This is a genomic window from Paenibacillus sp. LX16, from assembly GCF_036252815.1.
Taxonomy (GTDB): Bacteria; Bacillota; Bacilli; order Paenibacillales; family Paenibacillaceae; genus Paenibacillus; species Paenibacillus polymyxa_B.
This window is the reverse complement of record NZ_CP141152.1, coordinates 828848-846568: the sequence shown is the minus strand read 5'-3', so window position 1 is coordinate 846568 and position 17721 is coordinate 828848. Positions and strand designations below refer to the sequence as shown.

General features: G+C 45.8%; 17 protein-coding genes. 9 read left to right on the top strand and 8 right to left on the bottom strand.

The window, feature by feature from the left end; translation table 11 throughout:
• Positions 1-42: 42 nt before the first annotated feature.
• Together T3H97_RS03800 and guaA are read right to left on the bottom strand one after the other, a co-directional pair.
• Positions 43-660 (bottom strand): Type 1 glutamine amidotransferase-like domain-containing protein, encoded by a 618-nt coding sequence (locus tag T3H97_RS03800; protein ID WP_328801737.1) that lies wholly within the window; start codon positions 658-660, stop codon positions 43-45.
• 475 nt (positions 661-1135) lie between these two features.
• Positions 1136-2674, bottom strand: coding sequence for a glutamine-hydrolyzing GMP synthase (guaA, locus tag T3H97_RS03795; RefSeq protein ID WP_328801736.1), 1539 nt, complete (start codon positions 2672-2674; stop codon positions 1136-1138).
• A 145-nt stretch (positions 2675-2819) separates the two neighbouring features.
• Here guaA and T3H97_RS03790 point away from each other — a divergent pair, with 145 nt between their 5' ends.
• The 6 genes from T3H97_RS03790 (at position 2820) to T3H97_RS03765 (ending at position 9107) form a co-directional block, all read left to right on the top strand.
• Complete coding sequence (locus T3H97_RS03790; RefSeq protein ID WP_328801735.1) at positions 2820-3476, top strand: DedA family protein; 657 nt, start codon at positions 2820-2822, stop codon at positions 3474-3476.
• Positions 3477-3846: 370 nt separating this feature from the next.
• Positions 3847-5388: a spore germination protein gene (locus T3H97_RS03785; RefSeq protein WP_328801734.1), complete on the top strand. Its 1542-nt coding sequence runs from the start codon at positions 3847-3849 to the stop codon at positions 5386-5388.
• Positions 5385-6593, top strand: a complete 1209-nt coding sequence (locus T3H97_RS03780) for a Ger(x)C family spore germination protein (protein WP_328801733.1) — start codon at positions 5385-5387, stop codon at positions 6591-6593. Before T3H97_RS03785 ends, T3H97_RS03780 begins: the two co-directional genes overlap by 4 nt.
• Positions 6594-6598: 5 nt before the next feature.
• The gene (locus T3H97_RS03775; RefSeq protein ID WP_328801732.1) at positions 6599-7708 is read left to right on the top strand and encodes a GerAB/ArcD/ProY family transporter; all 1110 of its coding nucleotides are present in this window, start codon (positions 6599-6601) and stop codon (positions 7706-7708) included.
• 29 nt (positions 7709-7737) lie between these two features.
• A complete protein-coding gene (locus T3H97_RS03770; RefSeq protein WP_250273067.1) occupies positions 7738-7974 on the top strand; it encodes a hypothetical protein in 237 nt (78 codons plus the stop codon).
• Between the two features lie 17 nt (positions 7975-7991).
• The gene (locus T3H97_RS03765) at positions 7992-9107 is read left to right on the top strand and encodes a GerAB/ArcD/ProY family transporter (protein ID WP_328801731.1); all 1116 of its coding nucleotides are present in this window, start codon (positions 7992-7994) and stop codon (positions 9105-9107) included.
• Positions 9108-9176: 69 nt separating this feature from the next.
• On the opposite strand, the gene bcp is transcribed toward T3H97_RS03765, so the two are convergent.
• The 4 genes from bcp to T3H97_RS03745 are packed head-to-tail and all read right to left on the bottom strand — an operon-like array spanning position 9177 to position 12316.
• Positions 9177-9653 (bottom strand): thioredoxin-dependent thiol peroxidase, encoded by a 477-nt coding sequence (gene bcp, locus T3H97_RS03760; protein ID WP_328801730.1) that lies wholly within the window; start codon positions 9651-9653, stop codon positions 9177-9179.
• Positions 9654-9695: 42 nt separating this feature from the next.
• Complete coding sequence (locus T3H97_RS03755) at positions 9696-10484, bottom strand: ABC transporter permease (RefSeq protein WP_328801729.1); 789 nt, start codon at positions 10482-10484, stop codon at positions 9696-9698.
• Between the two features lie 4 nt (positions 10485-10488).
• The gene (locus T3H97_RS03750) at positions 10489-11283 is read right to left on the bottom strand and encodes an ABC transporter permease (protein ID WP_053324641.1); all 795 of its coding nucleotides are present in this window, start codon (positions 11281-11283) and stop codon (positions 10489-10491) included.
• Positions 11276-12316 (bottom strand): ABC transporter ATP-binding protein, encoded by a 1041-nt coding sequence (locus T3H97_RS03745; RefSeq protein WP_190298615.1) that lies wholly within the window; start codon positions 12314-12316, stop codon positions 11276-11278. Before T3H97_RS03745 ends, T3H97_RS03750 begins: the two co-directional genes overlap by 8 nt.
• Positions 12317-12419: 103 nt before the next feature.
• On the opposite strand from T3H97_RS03745, the gene T3H97_RS03740 reads away from it, so the two are divergent.
• The 3 genes from T3H97_RS03740 (at position 12420) to T3H97_RS03730 (ending at position 16106) form a co-directional block, all read left to right on the top strand.
• The gene (locus T3H97_RS03740; RefSeq protein WP_103047012.1) at positions 12420-13541 is read left to right on the top strand and encodes an LCP family protein; all 1122 of its coding nucleotides are present in this window, start codon (positions 12420-12422) and stop codon (positions 13539-13541) included.
• An 83-nt stretch (positions 13542-13624) separates the two neighbouring features.
• Positions 13625-14941 carry a glutamate-1-semialdehyde 2,1-aminomutase gene (locus T3H97_RS03735; RefSeq protein WP_025722139.1) on the top strand — a complete coding sequence of 439 codons (1317 nt, stop codon included), beginning with the start codon at positions 13625-13627 and terminating at the stop codon, positions 14939-14941.
• Positions 14942-15158: 217 nt separating this feature from the next.
• The gene (locus tag T3H97_RS03730; protein WP_328801728.1) at positions 15159-16106 is read left to right on the top strand and encodes a DMT family transporter; all 948 of its coding nucleotides are present in this window, start codon (positions 15159-15161) and stop codon (positions 16104-16106) included.
• Between the two features lie 106 nt (positions 16107-16212).
• On the opposite strand, the gene T3H97_RS03725 is transcribed toward T3H97_RS03730, so the two are convergent.
• Both T3H97_RS03725 and T3H97_RS03720 read right to left on the bottom strand, forming a co-directional pair.
• On the bottom strand, positions 16213-16614 hold the full coding sequence (locus T3H97_RS03725) for a sensory rhodopsin transducer (RefSeq protein ID WP_134904014.1): 402 nt from the start codon (positions 16612-16614) through the stop codon (positions 16213-16215).
• Between the two features lie 51 nt (positions 16615-16665).
• Positions 16666-17700, bottom strand: coding sequence for a glycoside hydrolase family 88/105 protein (locus T3H97_RS03720; protein ID WP_328802772.1), 1035 nt, complete (start codon positions 17698-17700; stop codon positions 16666-16668).
• Between the last annotated feature and the right edge of the window lie 21 nt (positions 17701-17721).

The following is a 17721-nucleotide window of genomic DNA, read 5'->3' as shown; positions in this document are numbered from 1 at the left end:
ACCACGATAGATGTGGAGTTAAAGGTTCTTGATCTTTTAAAATCATGCATTCTCGACCTTTATACTGTCACTTTCAACCAGAATAACTTCCGCGTTGCTGATTGGATATAAATTTAATCGGCTGCCATATTCCTCAATGATGTTCTCCACCGCTTTTTTAAACGGGATGTTCGTATGATGGGGGACTGGATAGAATTCAATGACCCCTAGCGCAGCAAAGGAATCCAAAGCTGGCGCCTCCTCCACATTGTCCATAAGTCGGGCATATTCGATATTCGGTGATAAAATCATCGAACCTGCCGATTCGCCTATATATAACTTCCCTGCATTAACTTCATCAGCAATGATTTTGTCAGCCCCGGTTCTTCTTAACTCTTGAAGTAAATAAAATGTGTTGCCTCCGGTAATATAAATATAGTCATTCCCTCTAATTTTACTCGCTATTTCATCCCAGGTTGCTGTGCTTATTTCGATTTCATCCACGACCAATCCTAAATTCTCTAATGCTTTTTTTCCTGATTCCACATAAAACTTAACTTTCTCTGGAATACTTGCGGTTGGGATGAAGGTGACTTTTTTTCCTTCCAAGTTTTCACCGGCGAAATGGATTAACCATGGTGCAACATCCTTAAATGAGGACGACAAAAATAATTTTTTCACCTCTTTATTCTCCTTAGAACAGCGTTTAATAAAACGAGATATGCAACACTTTAATCTAGGTACATTATAAAATATATTAGTATCAAAACATGACACCATTAGAGCATGACATGAAAAAGAAGTGAACGTTTAATTTCATACTTGATTTAAGCTATTTATAGCTTGAATCTAATAAAACCATATAAAAAAAGGAGACATTAACATTGAATAATATCTCCTTTTTTCAGCTTCATATTCCGTTTTGCAACAATAAATGACTTCATATCTCCGCCGCATGAGGCAATGCTGTTCGCCTTCAGCTAACCCCCGTCGATTGAGGTTGCCGTACAGTAAACTTTCCCGAGCAAAGGTTCGACCTTGCCCCTGAAAAAAAAGACTCCAACCGCATAGCGATATTTCGCCGATACGGAGGAGTCCTGATGCTGTATTGGTAAATCTTAAAGGATTGATGGTTACGGCGCGGGAGTCTCCGCGTTTATTCCCACTCGATCGTTGCTGGTGGTTTGGAGGTGATATCGTACACGATGCGATTCACGTTATCCACTTCGTTTACGATACGTACCGAAATTTTCTCCAGCACATCCCAAGGGATACGTGCCCAGTCGGCGGTCATACCGTCGATGGAGGTTACTGCACGAATACCTACAGTGTAAGAATACGTACGAGCATCGCCCATAACGCCAACACTCTTCATATTCGGCAAAGCGGTGAAGTATTGCCAGATTTCCCGATCCAGACCGGCTTTAGCAATCTCCTCGCGCAAAATGTAATCCGACTCACGAACAATCGTTAGCTTGTCCTCTGTCACTTCGCCCAGCACACGAATGGCAAGACCCGGACCTGGGAATGGTTGACGCCATACAATCTCAGCTGGCAATCCACATTCTTCGCCGACTTTACGCACTTCGTCCTTGAACAGGGCATTCAACGGCTCGATCAGCTTGAACTTCATGTTCTCTGGCAAACCACCCACATTATGATGGGATTTAATGGTCTGTGCCGTTGCTGTTCCGCTCTCTACAATATCCGTATACAGCGTACCTTGTGCCAGGAAAGTAAAATCGTCAAATTGAGAAGATTCTTCCTCGAACACATAGATAAACTCGTTACCGATGATTTTACGTTTTTGTTCTGGATCATCGACTCCTGCCAGCTTGGACAAGAAGCGCTCACGTGCGTCAATTTTGACAACTTTCATATCAAATTTACCAACGAACGTCTCCATTACACTTTCGGCTTCACCTTTGCGCAGCAATCCATGGTCAATGAACATACACGTCAGTTGGTCACCGATCGCTTTGTGAATGAGCATCGCTACAACGGAAGAATCAACGCCACCGCTTAAGGCACACAATACTTTCTTGTCGCCTACCTGTTGACGAATCTCACGAATCTGATCTTCGATAAACGATTCCATGGTCCAGTTGCCTTCACAACCGCACACTTCATAAAGGAAGTTGCTGATCATCTCGTTACCTTGAACGGAATGACGTACCTCCGGATGAAATTGCACCGCATACAGATTCCGCTCCAGGTTACTCATCGCGGCAATCGGCGCACTCTCTGTTCCTGCATCCAGTGCAAAGCCGGTTGGCAGATCTGTAACGTGATCCCCATGGCTCATCCATACGGTTTGACGAGAATCCAATCCTTTAGCCAAGCGGGCATCCTGATTGAATTGCACATCTGCTTTGCCATACTCACGCTTGCCCGCACGTTCTACCTTACCATCCAGTTGGTGAGCCATCAGCTGCATGCCATAACAAATACCAAAGATAGGGATGCCAAGATCATAAATTGCCCGATCCACCTGAGGAGCATTGTCTGTATATACGCTGGAAGGTCCGCCTGAGAAAACAATCCCTTTTGGCGCCAGCTCTCTCAGCTTCTCCGCAGGCGTATTGTATGGAAGGAGCTCGCTATATACACCGAGATCCCGAATTCTTCTTGCGATTAACTGGTTGTATTGTCCTCCAAAATCGAGAACTACAACGATTTCATTAGGCTTATTCATTACCGTGCCTCCCTCAATTGTTCGTTTCATTATACGCAACGATAAAACAAGACGTCAAGAAATCAACCGGAGTTGAGTGGGCATGAAAAGATTGTTAAAATGAATTGATTCTAAAATACTCAATCTGTTCGTAGGAGTGTAAACGATGGATGTGCTGAAGTGGATCGCGCAATTGTTCGAAGAATACGGCTACGGCGTCCTTTTTTTCGGCTTGCTGCTTGAGTTTATTGCTTTACCATTTCCCGGGGAAACCACAATGGCTTATGCGGGATATCTCTCCTATGCCGGTACCCTGGATTTCGGTAAACTGGTGCTGCTAGCTTTCTTGGGCACAACCCTCGGTATGACTATTACCTACTTTATTGGAAGATGGGCTGGGCTCCCCTTTATTCAGAAATACGGTAAATGGATTTTGTTATCGCCGGACAAGCTTCAGAAAACACAAAAATGGTTCCAACGATATGGATACTGGCTTATCTTCCTTGGATATTTCATCCCCGGTGTCAGGCATTTTACCGGTTATTTTGCCGGGATTATTGCTCTTTCTTTCCGTAAATTTGTCTTGTATGCTTACAGCGGCGCTTTATTCTGGGTCATCCTCTTTCTAAGCATCGGCAAGCTGTTTGGTCCCCAATGGGATGCCATTTTCCATTTGGTAGAGCTGTATGCACTGCGAATTGCGGGAGTCGTTGGGTTCATGATCCTGCTGTATATTATTTACCGGTGGAGAAACTTCCTGTTTAGCTCGCTACGCAAATCCGAAAAATCGGTGAAAACCAGCAACAAGGATGACATGAAGTAGTCAACCCCCGCACCTCCAGCCAAACCCAACATACGCGGCTCCATCATTTCAATCGCCGCCCCTGCTCCAAACATAGACAGTCCGATGATACCTTGGCTCCACGCCGTCAGCATGCCCAACAATGGACCCTGTAAATACAATGGGGTCTCCCGCATTAATAATGTATCCAGACAAATGTCCCCTATCCCGCCAGCCAACTACCGCTTAATCCATAAGTAAAATCCCCAGCAACAAAAGACATACCAGTCCTCCCTTCACCGGAGCAAATCGCGAATGTCAGACTGTATTCGTTTCTATAATCGTCAAGGCATAAATTCATATATTCAGAGCATACTAAGCCAACAAACTCCAATATCGGAGGATTTTACGTATGCCAAATCAAAATAAAAGTTGTCCACTTACTCATGTGTCCTCGAACTTGAGGGATAATGTAAACCATATTGAAAACTCCTTTGGAAACAGCGGAGATGTAATCATTAAAGAGCTATTATGGATGCAAAAATGGCCAGCAGCTTTGTTTTATATCGATGGTCTGATTAACACTCAATTGCTCCATGATTCCGTTCTGCGTTCATTAATGCGGGTAAACGAACATCATGTACCGGAGGGTGCGGAACCGTTCGACTATTTAAAGGATCAAGTTTTGATTGCAGGTAACTCAGGTAGTGTGGACGAAATGGATGCCTTATTCAACCAGATGCTATCTGGCGGTATTATCATTTTGCTGGACGGATACGCCAAGGGCATATGGATTGATGCGGTCGGTTGGGAGGATCGCAGTGTCAGCGAACCCCAATCCCAAAGTGTCGTACGGGGTTCAATGGAGGCTTTTACCGAAAATTTACGTACCAATACCGCTCTAATTCGTAGGCGAATCCGCGATCCGCGCCTGTGGATGGAAACAAGACAGATCGGTCAAGTCACTCATACCAATGTGTCCGTGATGTATATCAAAGGAATTGCTGACGAAGGAGTTATTCAGGAACTGAGAGAACGTTTGGACCGAATTGATATTGACGGAATTTTGGAAGGGGGTTACATCGAAGAGGAAATTCAGGATGAATCCTTTACCCCATTTCCCACCATTTATAACAGCGAGCGTCCGGATTCGGTCGCTGCCAGCCTACTGGAGGGCCGAATCGCTATCTTGGTGGACGGGACCCCCTTTGTTCTGTTGATTCCTGCGCTATTCGTGCAATTTTTCCAGTCGGCGGAGGACTATTACCAGCGTGCTGACATCAGTACTTTGCTGCGTTTGCTGCGTTTCTTTTCCTTTTTTATCGCTTTGCTTGCACCAGCAGTTTATATCGCGGTAACTACCTTTCATCAAGAGATGATTCCTACAAACTTATTGGTCAGTCTCGCTGCACAAAGGGAAGGCGTACCGTTTCCAGCCTTTGTCGAGGCGATGCTCATGGAAATTACTTATGAAATTTTGCGTGAAGCAGGAGTCCGAATTCCGAGGACAGTCGGACAGGCTGTATCTATTGTAGGCACACTGGTCATTGGGCAAGCAGCAGTGGATGCGGGGGTTGTCTCGGCGGCTATGGTCATTATCGTATCAATCACCGCCATCTCCAGCTATGTTATTCCAGAAAACGGCCTGTCGATAGCGGTTCGTATTATACGCTTCGCCTTAATGATGCTAGCCGCAGCCTTTGGACTTCTTGGAATATTGATGGGGTTAATCGTAGTTTTGCTGCACTTGACCAGTCTGAGATCGTTTGGAGTATCTTACATGAGTCCGTTTGGCCCCTATGTGGAAAGCGATATGAAAGATACGCTGTTTCGCTTACCCTGGCCTCATATGACGAAACGTCCTCAATCCATCTCTATCCAAAATACGATCCGCCAAAAAACGAAAAAAAGACGGATCGGCAATAAATCGAAAACCAGAAGGGATCAACCATGAAGCAGACCATACATTTGTTCTTCGTCTGGGGACTGATCGCATTACTATTGGGTGGTTGCTGGGATCGCAAAGAATTAAATGAGCTGGGCATCGCTATTGGGATCGGGATAGATATGGAAGGAGACCAGTATCAGGTAACCGCTCAGGTGGTCATTCCTTCTGCAGTGGCTTCAAAATCTTCACCAAGTGCAGGCTCTCCAGTGGTTACTTATGAGGCCACAGCGCCCACGATTCAAGAGGCCATTCAAAAAATGACAGCTACAAGTCCGCGCTCCATTTATTTATCTCATATTCGTATGCTAATTTTAGGTGAGGAGTATGCGAGAAAAGGAATTGCTGATGCGATTGAAGCCATGATGCGAGAGCCTTTTACCAGAAGTGACTTTTATATTGCGATAGCCAAGAATAACAAGGCTTCTACGATGTTAAAGATACCAACTCCACTGGAAAAGTTGCCGGCCAATAAATTATTTGCTTCGTTAGACACCTTAACCAAAACCTGGGCTCCTGCCAACAAAGTAACCATGGATCAACTACTTAGCAATCTGGTTAATCCCGACATCCAGTCCACTCTGCCCGCTTTGGAAGCTGTGGGAGATATAGAATCGTCCAATGAAAAAGGTATGGATGCCACCAAAAGCATATCGCCTGGAACCATATTGAGGTTTTCCGGTATTGGTGTATTCAAAAAAGACCGATTGCTGGGATGGATCAATGATCAAGACAGCAAAGGGTTCAGTTACATCAGAGATAAAGTGGAGTCTACAACGGGACACACCGATTGTCAGGGTGGGGGTAATATTGCCCTATTAACCTTAAGTAGCGACACTCAAAAAAAAGTAATCATTCGTGATGGAGAGCCTGTTATCTCCATATCCGTTACCAACGACAGCACTGTACGAGAGGTCAATTGTAAGCATATGAAGTTAAGCAGTATGGCTGATATTAAAGAAATTGAGGCTGCAAGCAATGAAAAAATCGTTGAAATTATGAAACATTCCGTAGAGACCGTTCGGCATGAGTTTAAGTCAGACATTTTCGGCTTTGGTCAGCTGATCCACCAGTCCAAACCTGAACTTTGGAAAAAATTAAAAGAAGAAACAGAAAATCCATTTATGGACTTACAGATTGAATATAAGGCAAAAACTACAGTCAAAAAAATTGGCTCTTTGTTTGAATCGTTTCAAAAAGAAATGAAGGAGTGAGCTGGGTGGAGGAGAAAGGGCGTATCAGCATTACAAATATAGCCGTACTCGTATTTTTGAGTATTATCGGAGACTGCGTATTGGTGTATCCCTCCCTCATTACTAGTATATCCAAGCAGGATGCCTGGATCAGCTCATTCCTAAGCATCCCAGCAGGATTGGCTGTATTACTGCTACTCCTGCGGGTACATCAGCTATATCCTGATCTCACATTTATTCAACTCTGCCAGCGGATTTTGGGTCCGTGGCTAGGCGCCCTTATCTCAGTATGGTATTTATTCCATTTATTAATGAATTCCGCGATTTATTTAAGAGAAGTCGGAGATTTTATGAACAACCAGACCTATGTGATGACGCCCCTTCCCGTTATCAATTTACTTTTAATCCTTGTGCTTATGTGGGGGATGTATATGGGATTGGAGCCTATTGCGCGTACGGCTCAAATTTTATTTCCATTGTGCTTGACTTTCACTTTGTTTTTAATCCTGTGCTTGCTTCCCCAATGTGAAAGTCAGCAGCTTAAGCCTATGATGGAGCAAGGTATTCCTAAGATTATGGAAGGCAGCATATTTGCGCTCTCCTACCCATTCGGAGAATTAGCTTTTTTACTCATGATTTTTCCCTATGTGAGCAAAAAACCGGGTCTAAAAAAATCGGTTTTACTATCTGGACTTGGTGCCAGTGTTTTGTTAAGCGTACTACTTCTGGTTTCTCTCATGGTTCTAGGCCCTTTTGTGACCGAACATAGCGTGTATACCTCTTATACGCTATCTAAAAAAATCAACATAGGTAATTTCTTACAGAGGGTTGAATCCCTGATGAGCACAGCCTGGATTATCACTACCTTTGTTAAAACCATTCTACACTTCTATGCCTTTACCTTAGGAATGGCTCAGCTACTGCGATTAGACAATGTGCGGACCTTTCTGGGCCCTAGCTTTATGATCCTATTTGGTCTAATTATCCTGTCGGCACCCAACATTACTTATTATCTGGATACGATCGTTCACGCCTGGATTTATTGGGATTTGACTGATTCCGTTGTCCTGCCTTTGCTGCTGCTTGTCGTATACAAGTTAAGATTGAAAGGCCGTCACGGCCTGGGACCTGGTTGACCCTCACTCTTAACGAAAGGAGCCTTAACATGCTAATTACCACTATTATTATCTGTATCGCTCTAGCCATTGCTGCCAAAGATTTGCCAGGCTTGTACCGAAAGCATCGCTTTAAGGATATGTTCGTGTACATCATTATGCTCGGATTAGGCACATGGCTTAGTATCCTTGCGGCCAAATCAGAGGTTACGCCAAGCCCGCTGGTTCTGATTGAAATCATCTATAACCCTGTTAACGCTTTTGTGTCACATGTATTTGGCTTTTAGAAGGGAGGCAGCCACAAATGTCAAAAAAAGAACGTATCAGTGTTCGGCAAGTGACTGTCCTTATGTTTATGTGTTTAATCGGGGATATGCTCTTAATTTATCCGACTATGATTACACATATTGCTCATCAGGATGCCTGGATCAGCTCTATACTGTCCATACCGTTAGGTTTAATTATTATTTACGTGCTCATTCGTGTTCATGAACTCTACCCGGGCCTTACACTTATTGAAGCGATCCGTAAAATTTTCGGGCCCGTATTCGGAACCATTGTCTCCTGCTGGTATTTGTTTTATTTTTTAATGAACACCGCTCTTATTGCTAGAGAGGTAGGCGATTTCCTGAATAATCAGTTATTTGTACAAACCCCTCTGCGTGTCCTGCTCGCTATGGGAATATCCCTAATGGTGCTTACTGCGCTAATGGGAATTGAAGCTTTCGGTCGTGTTAGCGAGATGCTATTACCAGCATATATATTAATCTTCTCTGGTCTGACCCTTGGACTCCTGCCACAAATCCAGCTTTCTAATGTACGGCCTGTTTTGGAAAACGGGTTAGCTCCTGTTGCTAAAGGAATGGTTCCAGGCACGGCAATGCCTTTTGCCGGAATGTCTATTATGCTCATGGTTTTTCCTTATGTAAACAAAAAAGCCCATTTTAAAAAGGACATGTTGCTTGCTTCCCTTATAGGCGGAATCGTGATTAGCCTGTTTCTGCTGCTCTCCCTTCTTGTGATTGGGCCCTTTGTGACCAATTACAGTCCATACATTTCTTCTGTACTCACGACAAAAATTAATGAATTGAATTATATTACACGCGTTGAATCGCTTGTTGCTTTAACCTGGGCACTGGCTGCCTATTTCAAAGGTGTTCTTTTCTTTTACGCGTTTACTTTCGGAACAACCCAGCTATTCCGAATTTCTAATATCCGCCCCTTTGTCATCCCCGCAGGAGCGCTTGTGTTTGGCATGACCATTTTGATATCGCCAAATGTCTTCTATTATGTAAGAACTCTTGTTTATCCCATGTCTACCTGGCATTATACAAACGGCTTGATCATTCCGCTTGTTTTATGGGGTGTTTATCTCTGCAAGCAAAAATGGAAGCATCGACAGAACGTATCCAAAAATTAACAAAAACCTTTTGAAACCGATACGCTGTAAGCACGATCCGGTTTCAAAAGGTTTTCTTTGGTTCTTCACTTACGCCATATCCTGAATGTATGCCAGCGCAGCATCAATATGTCCTTTTACTCTTAAACCACGCCATTCATGAACTAAGATACCATTTTCATCAATAAGGAACGTAGACCGAACAATGCCCATGTACTGCTTGCCGTACATCTGTTTTTGCTGCCATACCCTATACGTCTCAGCGACCTGATGCTCTTCATCAGATAACAACTGAAAAGGGAGTCCGTACTTGGCAATAAACTTGTCATGCTGTTTGAGTGGATCTGGGCTTATTCCCAGAATCACCGTGTTCAAACCTTCAAACTCCGTATGTTTATCCCGAAAATCACAAGCCTGTGTCGAGCAGCTAGAGGTTAAATCCTTGGGATAGAAATACAGCAACACCCTACTGCCTCGATAATCTGACAGCTTAACATGCTTTCCCTCACTGCCAGGCAATTCAAAATCTGGTGCTGCTTGCCCAATAACGGTAAATGCCGCGGACATCTCATCATCTCCTATCTTGTGGGGATTCTTATATAACCTGACCTATGAGCCAGCCCCTCTGTAACGGCGAATTCCCCAGTTCCATGCCAGTAAGCCCAAGGTCAGAAAGACAATCCCCATCACAGGAGTTAAGAGAGCCATATGGCGCATGTCCTCTCGGTGGAGGAATAGGGAGGCTGGATATACACCAACAAAAGCAAAAGGTAGTATCCAAGTCAGCACAACCTGAATGGCTCGGTTATAGATCGTCACTGGATAACGTCCGTAGCCCTGAATATTGTACATGAGCGGGATAATTCCTGTGGGCGCATCCGAAAAGAACGAAATGGAAGTCAATATGGTGTAAATACCCGTATAAATGGCTACGGCACTTAGGCTCAAAATGATCAGCGCCGGTATGAACCACCACTCCATAGCCAAGTCCATCTGTGCCCCGCTGATCCCCATAATAATCAGACCGATCACTGAGCCGACCAGTGCGGGCGGGTCCACATTTTCAAGGAAAATCTGGAACAGATTATACGCAGGACGAGTCATTACCCGGTCGAGTTCACCTTTTACAATATAACGCTCGCTAAAGTTCCAAAGGTTGACGAAACAGCTGAATAGTCCGTAAGGAACCATGAAAAATCCATAAACGAACACGACTTCATTTTCACTCCAGCCACCCAAACTGTCTGTATGCATAAAAATAACCAGGATAAAAATAAGATTCGTGGCCTGAAACAGCAGATCTGAAATCACTTCTACCCAAAAGTCGGCCCGATAGGTGAGCCGTGATTTCATGTAATTTTTCAAATATTCGCTAATGAGACCCAAATAGTACATCATCGGCTTACCCTCCCTGCACGAACAGACGTCTGCGCGCCAGTCGCCAAATGATGATCATCGGCACGAGCAGAACGACCAGCCAAATGATTTGGATACCCAGTACATTCCAGATGCCAACGCCTTTTACACGTCCCGTAAATACAGAACCCGGCAAATAGGTAATCGCCTGAAACGGCATCCATTGGGCGATCGTCGCCAGCCAGCCTGGAAACAAACTGATTGGCAAAATCAACCCAGAAAACAGATCTACAACTACGCGCTTCATACGCATCATGCCCTCATTATTTTCGATAAAAAAGGCCGTTAATCCCGTAATAATATTAATCTGAGTGTTGATCATAAAGCTAAAAAACAGCATGACCAGAAAACCAACCCAGGCTACCGGATCCGTGGGAAGCTTCACCGGAAATAGCAGCATCGCAATCGCCATGCCTGGAATCATAAACAACAGAAAACGGAACATTCCTTCGCCGAGTCCTTGCATAAATTTAACAAGTACATAGTTATAAGGTCGGATCATCTGAATTGCAATGCTTCCATCACGTATATCCGTCGAGATCTCACGATCCAGATTGTTAAAATAAAAGGCCCTCGCCATCCACGATACTGCTACATACGTCGTCATCTGAGCAGCGGTAAAACCTCCAATGCTACCCGCATCGCCATATATCGCTTTGTATGTGAAATAATACACGCCAATATTCATGCAATAAATAAGGATTCCTGAATAATAGTTCACACGATAAGCCAGCATCGTGAGAAATCGGATACGAATAAAATCGGTGTATACGCTAAGCATGAACTTTGGCCTCCACTACCGGATTGCCCTGGCGTTCCGCCGAGCCAGACTGATAGATACTGCGGACGATATCATCCGTGTTGGTTTCAATGATTTTGATATCCGTAATGTCCGTGCGACCGACTACGCTTGCGAGCACATCCGATACATTAATATGAAGAGGAATCCATACTTTGGCAGCCAAATCATTATCCATCGTCCAAGCCAATGGCATATCAGCAGTCCATGCCTGTAATTGCTCCAATTGGGTCGATGTGCCGAACTGAAACCTTACTTCTCGACCTGTACCCCAACGCGCCTTCAGATCCTCAAGACCACCATCATAAATGATATTCCCATCATCCAGCATAATGACGCGCGAGCACAGCGCTTCAATATCCTGCAAATCATGGGTCGTCAGCAAAATAGTCGTACCGTAATCCCGGTTCATGTCCTTTAGAAACTCACGGATTTCGGACTTTACCATAATATCGAGCCCAATGGTCGGCTCGTCCAGAAAAACAATGGACGGATTGTGCAGCAAGGCTGCTACTAACTCACAGCGCATCCGTTGCCCCAGACTAAGCTTGCGTACCGGGCGGCTTAGCAGATCCTGCAATTGCAGTCTCTCTACCAGCTCATCCAGCCTACGTTTGAAGTCCGTAGCCGGAACCTGATATACTTTCCGCAGTAGTTGAAAAGACTCGATCACACCGATGTCCCACCAAAGCTGGCTACGTTGACCGAAAACAACACCAATGTTGCCTACAAATTTCTCGCGCTCCTCATAGGGGACATAACCGCCCACCTTGAGATGTCCCGATGTCGGCACGAGAATACCTGTCAGCATCTTAATCGTGGTGGACTTTCCAGCGCCGTTCTCACCGATATAACCGCATATTTCTCCTTGCGGAATACGGAAGGAGATATCTTTGACCGCGGCCACCTCGTTGTATTCGCGGGCGAATAAATCAAGGAAGGCACCTTTTAGGCCCTCGCGATTTTTTTGAACCTTAAATGTTTTGCGCAGATCCTGCACATCAATTGCCAGCATGTTATACCTCTCAATCAGGATTTGTAAAATCCATAGTTAAATTGATTGTGCTCCAAAAAGAAATTATAATGTAATGAACTGAAAAGCGAAAGGGAGAGCATCCATGACAAGCAGAACCAAAAGGACGATATGGTCGGTTCTAGCCGTGGTAATCGTCGCGATTGTCGGCTTTGCCGTGTACTATTTTACATCCATTTATAATCAGCTGGATAATCTGCATAAAGAGGGTGCTAACTCCCCCTTCAAAAATGTAAAGCAGGTCGATCAGGTTCGTACACCAGAACCGCCCAAGTGGGAAGGTACCGATATGGTTAACATTTTACTGATGGGTGTCGATGGGCGCGGTATCCAGAAAGGGGAAGTTCCCCGATCAGACAGCATGATGGTTGTATCACTGGACCCCGTTAAGAAAAAAATCCACCTGTTCTCTATTTTGCGTGATACGTACGTGGATATTCCCGGCTACGGAAAAAATCGAATTAACACTGCCATTACTCACGGACCCAACACGGCCATGAAGACGGCTGGCGATCTGTTAGGCATCCCAGTGCAATATTATGTGTACACGGATTTCCAGGGCTTTATCAAACTGGTGGATGCCGTAGGCGGGATTGATTTTGAAGTGGAAAAGGATATGCATTATACAAGTAATGCGGATAAACATCAGTACGATATTGATTTGAAAAAGGGCATGCAGCATCTGGATGGCAACACGGCGCTTCAATATGTGCGGTTCCGCCACGATGCAATGTCCGACTTCTCCCGATCAGGACGGCAACGCGCATTTTTGGAGGCCGTAGCCCAGAAAATGCAGACCACGACTTCCATCGCCAACCTGCCGAACATTTTAGAGCAGGTTAACCCATACATCGACACGAATCTCAGTGTTAACGATATGTGGAAGCTGGCGAATGTGGGGTACCAAAGCAACTTTGCAGGCAGCGAACAGGTTCCACCGATGAAGATGCTCGGAGAAGAGAATGTGGGCGGCGCGGCAGTTCTTACTGTCCGCGATCCGGAAGAACTGAAAACGTATGTGCAGGATATTTTTAATAATCCACCCACACAAACACAGGAACAAAATAAGGATCAGAACGAAACGAAACAGCCAGACAGTGCATCGTCTACCAAGACGGATAAAGCTTCTTTTACAGGGGGCAGTAAAACCAGTAATGAGGATGCCTCTACACAATCAACAACAAAGACAGGTCAAAAAGAGCTATAATGATGTATGCAGGGGCAGCCGTGAACGCTGCCCTTTGGCGTGTGTATACCCTATTTTAATGAACGGAAAGGAAGTTTTTGATGATGAAACGGGAAAACTCCGAAGCACTATATAAAGAAGCCCTGGAGCATATTGTCGGGGGCGTTAACAGCCCTTCACGCTCCTTTAAAGCTGTGGGCGGCGGCGCTCCAGTATTCATGAAACGCGCTAAAGGTGCTCATTTCTGGGATGAGGATGATAATCGGTATATCGACTATTTGGCGGCTTATGGCCCTATTATTACCGGACATGCCCATCCCCATATTACTAAGGCCATCAGCGAAGCGGCCGCAAACGGCGTATTATACGGAACCTCAACGGTATTGGAAATCAAACTGGCCAAGATGCTGAAGGAAGCTATTCCTTCTATGGACAAGGTCCGGTTTGTGAATTCCGGCACAGAAGCAGTCATGACAACGATTCGTGTGGCACGGGCTTATACTGGGCGGAACAAGATCATCAAATTTGCCGGCTGCTACCACGGTCACTCGGATCTGGTACTTGTAGCCGCAGGCTCCGGCCCTTCCACACTGGGCATACCGGACAGTGCAGGCATTACGACCAACATTGCGAGTGAGGTTATTACCGTGCCATTCAATGATCTCGATGCGTTGCGCCAAGCCTTGGAGCGTTGGAGCGACGATGTGGCGGCAGTCATGGTCGAGCCCATTGTCGGTAATTTCGGCATGGTCATGCCGCAGCCCGGTTATTTGGAAGGTTTGTGCTCCATGGCGCGTGCGAACGGCTCACTCGTCATTTATGACGAGGTCATTACCGCATTCCGATTCCACTTCGGTTCCACCCAAACGTATGCAGGTTTGGACAACCATGATGCAATTCAGCCAGATTTGACCGCGCTGGGCAAAATCATGGGTGGTGGTCTGCCAATTGGTGCCTACGGTGGCAGCAAGCAGATCATGGAGCAGGTTGCCCCACTCGGCCCGGCTTATCAGGCGGGTACGATGGCCGGCAACCCGGCTTCCATCTCGTCAGGCATCGCCTGCCTTGAAGTCCTTCAAGGGGAAGGCGTGTACGAAGAGATGGAACGTCTGGCCGTGAGACTGACGGACGGTATTCAGTCCTCTGCTGAACGCTACGGCGTACCATTGACGATCAACCGTATTCGTGGAGCGTTCTCGACGCATTTCTGTGATCATCCGATCACGAATTACGCACAGGCGCAGGATACGGATAGCGAAGCATTCGCATCCTTCTTCCGTCACATGCTGGATCGCGGTATTCATCTGGCACCATCCAAGTACGAAGCCTGGTTCCTCACAACAGCGCATACGGACGAAGATGTGGATGCTACGCTGGAAGCGGCGGACGATTCGTTCCGGGCGATGTCACAAGGTAAGTAAACCTAGCAGTAAGTGATAGAATTTGACTAGAATATGAATAGGATAAGAGCTGGAAGTAGTCTTAGGGGAGGGTATTCGACTCTGGGACTTCGTTCCGGCTTTTTTTTATTTCACAACTGTACCCGTACAGTTGCAGGTTTTGTGGATTGTATCAGGTTATGCCATCCGGGTATATTGAGAGAACCACAGGTTAAGGTCATTATTACGGAGGTTTATTATGAACAGTCGTTCCAGAAATGGAGCCGCCTATCTGGCAGCTCTCAGCTATGCAGCTATACTTGGATTTTCATTTTTATTTGTAAAATTGACAGTCACAGAGGCGAGCCCGCTGGATGTGATCGCCCACCGCTTTGCGCTGTCATTTATCGCTTTGACCATTCCCGTGTTGCTCGGTTGGATCAAGATCAACATCAAGTTACGTGACATTTTGCGCATTTTACCACTGGCGCTGCTCTCGCCATTAGTGTATTTTCCACTGCAAGCCTTCGGGCTGATGAGCACTTCTTCATCGGAAGGTGGAATTATTCAAGCAACCGTTCCTATTTTTACGCTGCTGTTAGCTTCCTATTTTATTAAAGAGCGTACAACGGTAGTCCAAAAAATTTCCTTACTGCTCTCTGTCTTTGGCGTGGTTTTTATATTTGTGATGAAAAGCGGAGCACCGCTAGCATCCAATAGCTATGGCGGTATTCTTCTGCTCGTGCTTTCTGCAATATGCCTATCCGGCTATAATGTGCTGGCACGACCATTAACACAAAAGTACAACCCCATGGAATTGACCTACGTTACCTCTATTTTGGGATGTATCGTTTTTAACGTGGTGGCACTGGGATATCATGCCATAGACGGTTCCATGAGCGCCTATACCGCTCCACTGGTGAAGCCTGATTATTGGATGGCACTGATTTATCTGGGCATTCTGTCTACCCTCGTCACCTCGCTGTTATCGAGCTTTGCCTTGAAGTGGATCGAAGCCTCCAAAATGAGTGTGATCGGCAATTTATCCACCCTCATTTCCATGATTGCTGGTGCTTACATTTTGAAGGAGCAGCTCGCTTACTATCACATTGTTGGGGCTGTGATGATCATTATCGGCGTGCTGGGTACCAATTTCGGAGGGCAAAAAAACTTCACGCCGATCAAAACAACTTCGGCAAAATCATAAAAAATGGGCTAAAAATAGACATTCATTTGCCTGCAAAAAAAGAAATCTCCCAGCTGCGCAATTCCAGCCTGGAGATTTCTTTTTTCACTTCTTAGTCCTCGTCGGACTAGACCGGATACGCCATGACACTCATTAACGCCAATTCCGGCTGTGTCGTGTCCAATCTGCTATATTGTACGATGATGGGCACATCGCTAGTGACCGTAATTGCGTAAGGAATGCCTGTCGGAATCCGTTCGCCGGATTTCTCCAACGAGGCTGTTCGGATATGACGGGTTCGTCTTCCTTCCACCACCTCGATCAATCCCTCCAATGGCTCGCGGTCTTCAAAATAGATGTCTATACTTAGATTTGCCACACGGCTCCCACAATTCAGCACGCATATACTCTCATGACTGAGCAGCTCTCCCCGGCTTTCCGGTGGAATATACCCATCGGGGATGACCCAGAATAGGCTGCCTCGCGGCTGATTAGCCACCTTTTCCTGAGAACGTTCAGCATTTCCCATACTATTAGCCTCCTTTACCCATAATACTTTTTGGCGCTTATACCACTTCTTCTAGCCGTACGGATTCTCCTTGGTACGCAACAGTTGAGCCAGAAAAGCAAGCGCCAATCCCTGACCCCAGCCCTGAATGCGTTTGTATGGAACGTTTCGATAGCCGTCAATATCGTTCATTACAGCAGTTCCAGCGGATACCCCCGTTACTGTGCCGTCGTCCTTAATGCGGGAAAGAATACCGTCGATCGCCTTTTGGGTGTATTTGTTAAACAATCTTCCTTGCATAAGCAAGGCAGTCGCAATTCCTGCCGAGCCCGAGGTTTCCAGATAAGAGGTATCATCGTTCAGCACCGTATGCCACAGCCCTTCCGGGGATTGCAGCCGCACCAGCGCATTGAGCTGGTCACGCAGCGAGCCGTCGATGATCATATAAGATGGATGCTGCACCTCCACAAATTTCAGCGCTTTTGCCATCGTGAGAGCTGCCCATGAATTGCCGCGCGCCCAATATATTCCTGACATCCGGCTTTGATTCGCATGATCCCATCCGTGATAATACAGATTCGTATCCGGGTCCTGCAAAAATTCTTCATGCCCGTGATATTGACGAACCCCATCCTCCCAATACTCCTTGTTGCCTAACAGATGACCGATGCGCAGCAAGTAATAACCGGCCATAAACATCGTATCCACCCATGCTTGCTGCGGAAATACATCATGAAGTGAGTTCACCGTATGCTGGAAAATGCCGTCGGCAAACCGCTCCGCTTTTTTGGCCAAAAATTCTGCCATCTCGATGGCAATATCAAGGTATTTTTGCTCACCTGTGGCCTGATAAAGCGTCAACAAACAGTGCCCAACAGAAACGCCATTCACCGAGAGAGATGGAAGTCCATCCTCGATATTTTCGTCAACCCATTCTTTCAGCTTGGTCAAATACCTTTCGTTCCCTGTCGCTTCATACGCTTCGCATACTCCGTAAAAGGCGACTCCACCCGGCCAATCCCAGCTGTAGTGCATTTGAAATGTGCGTTCTACGACCCGGTCGATCACCTGCTTAACTTGTTCTTCATCAAAAATCAATGCAGGCATTTCCACGTCTCCTCCTTTGGT

Excerpts from the sequence above, each read along its gene's own strand:
- guaA (WP_328801736.1), bottom strand. The coding sequence starts at position 2,674 with ATGAATAAGCCTAATGAAATCGTTGTAGTTCTCGATTTTGGAGGACAA.
- T3H97_RS03790 (WP_328801735.1), top strand. The coding sequence starts at position 2,820 with ATGGATGTGCTGAAGTGGATCGCGCAATTGTTCGAAGAATACGGCTAC.
- T3H97_RS03785 (WP_328801734.1), top strand. The coding sequence starts at position 3,847 with ATGCCAAATCAAAATAAAAGTTGTCCACTTACTCATGTGTCCTCGAAC.
- T3H97_RS03780 (WP_328801733.1), top strand. The coding sequence starts at position 5,385 with ATGAAGCAGACCATACATTTGTTCTTCGTCTGGGGACTGATCGCATTA.
- T3H97_RS03770 (WP_250273067.1), top strand. The coding sequence starts at position 7,738 with ATGCTAATTACCACTATTATTATCTGTATCGCTCTAGCCATTGCTGCC.
- T3H97_RS03765 (WP_328801731.1), top strand. The coding sequence starts at position 7,992 with ATGTCAAAAAAAGAACGTATCAGTGTTCGGCAAGTGACTGTCCTTATG.
- bcp (WP_328801730.1), bottom strand. The coding sequence starts at position 9,653 with ATGTCCGCGGCATTTACCGTTATTGGGCAAGCAGCACCAGATTTTGAA.
- T3H97_RS03755 (WP_328801729.1), bottom strand. The coding sequence starts at position 10,484 with ATGATGTACTATTTGGGTCTCATTAGCGAATATTTGAAAAATTACATG.
- T3H97_RS03750 (WP_053324641.1), bottom strand. The coding sequence starts at position 11,283 with ATGCTTAGCGTATACACCGATTTTATTCGTATCCGATTTCTCACGATG.
- T3H97_RS03745 (WP_190298615.1), bottom strand. The coding sequence starts at position 12,316 with ATGCTGGCAATTGATGTGCAGGATCTGCGCAAAACATTTAAGGTTCAA.
- T3H97_RS03740 (WP_103047012.1), top strand. The coding sequence starts at position 12,420 with ATGACAAGCAGAACCAAAAGGACGATATGGTCGGTTCTAGCCGTGGTA.
- T3H97_RS03735 (WP_025722139.1), top strand. The coding sequence starts at position 13,625 with ATGAAACGGGAAAACTCCGAAGCACTATATAAAGAAGCCCTGGAGCAT.
- T3H97_RS03730 (WP_328801728.1), top strand. The coding sequence starts at position 15,159 with ATGAACAGTCGTTCCAGAAATGGAGCCGCCTATCTGGCAGCTCTCAGC.
- T3H97_RS03725 (WP_134904014.1), bottom strand. The coding sequence starts at position 16,614 with ATGGGAAATGCTGAACGTTCTCAGGAAAAGGTGGCTAATCAGCCGCGA.
- T3H97_RS03720 (WP_328802772.1), bottom strand. The coding sequence starts at position 17,700 with ATGCCTGCATTGATTTTTGATGAAGAACAAGTTAAGCAGGTGATCGAC.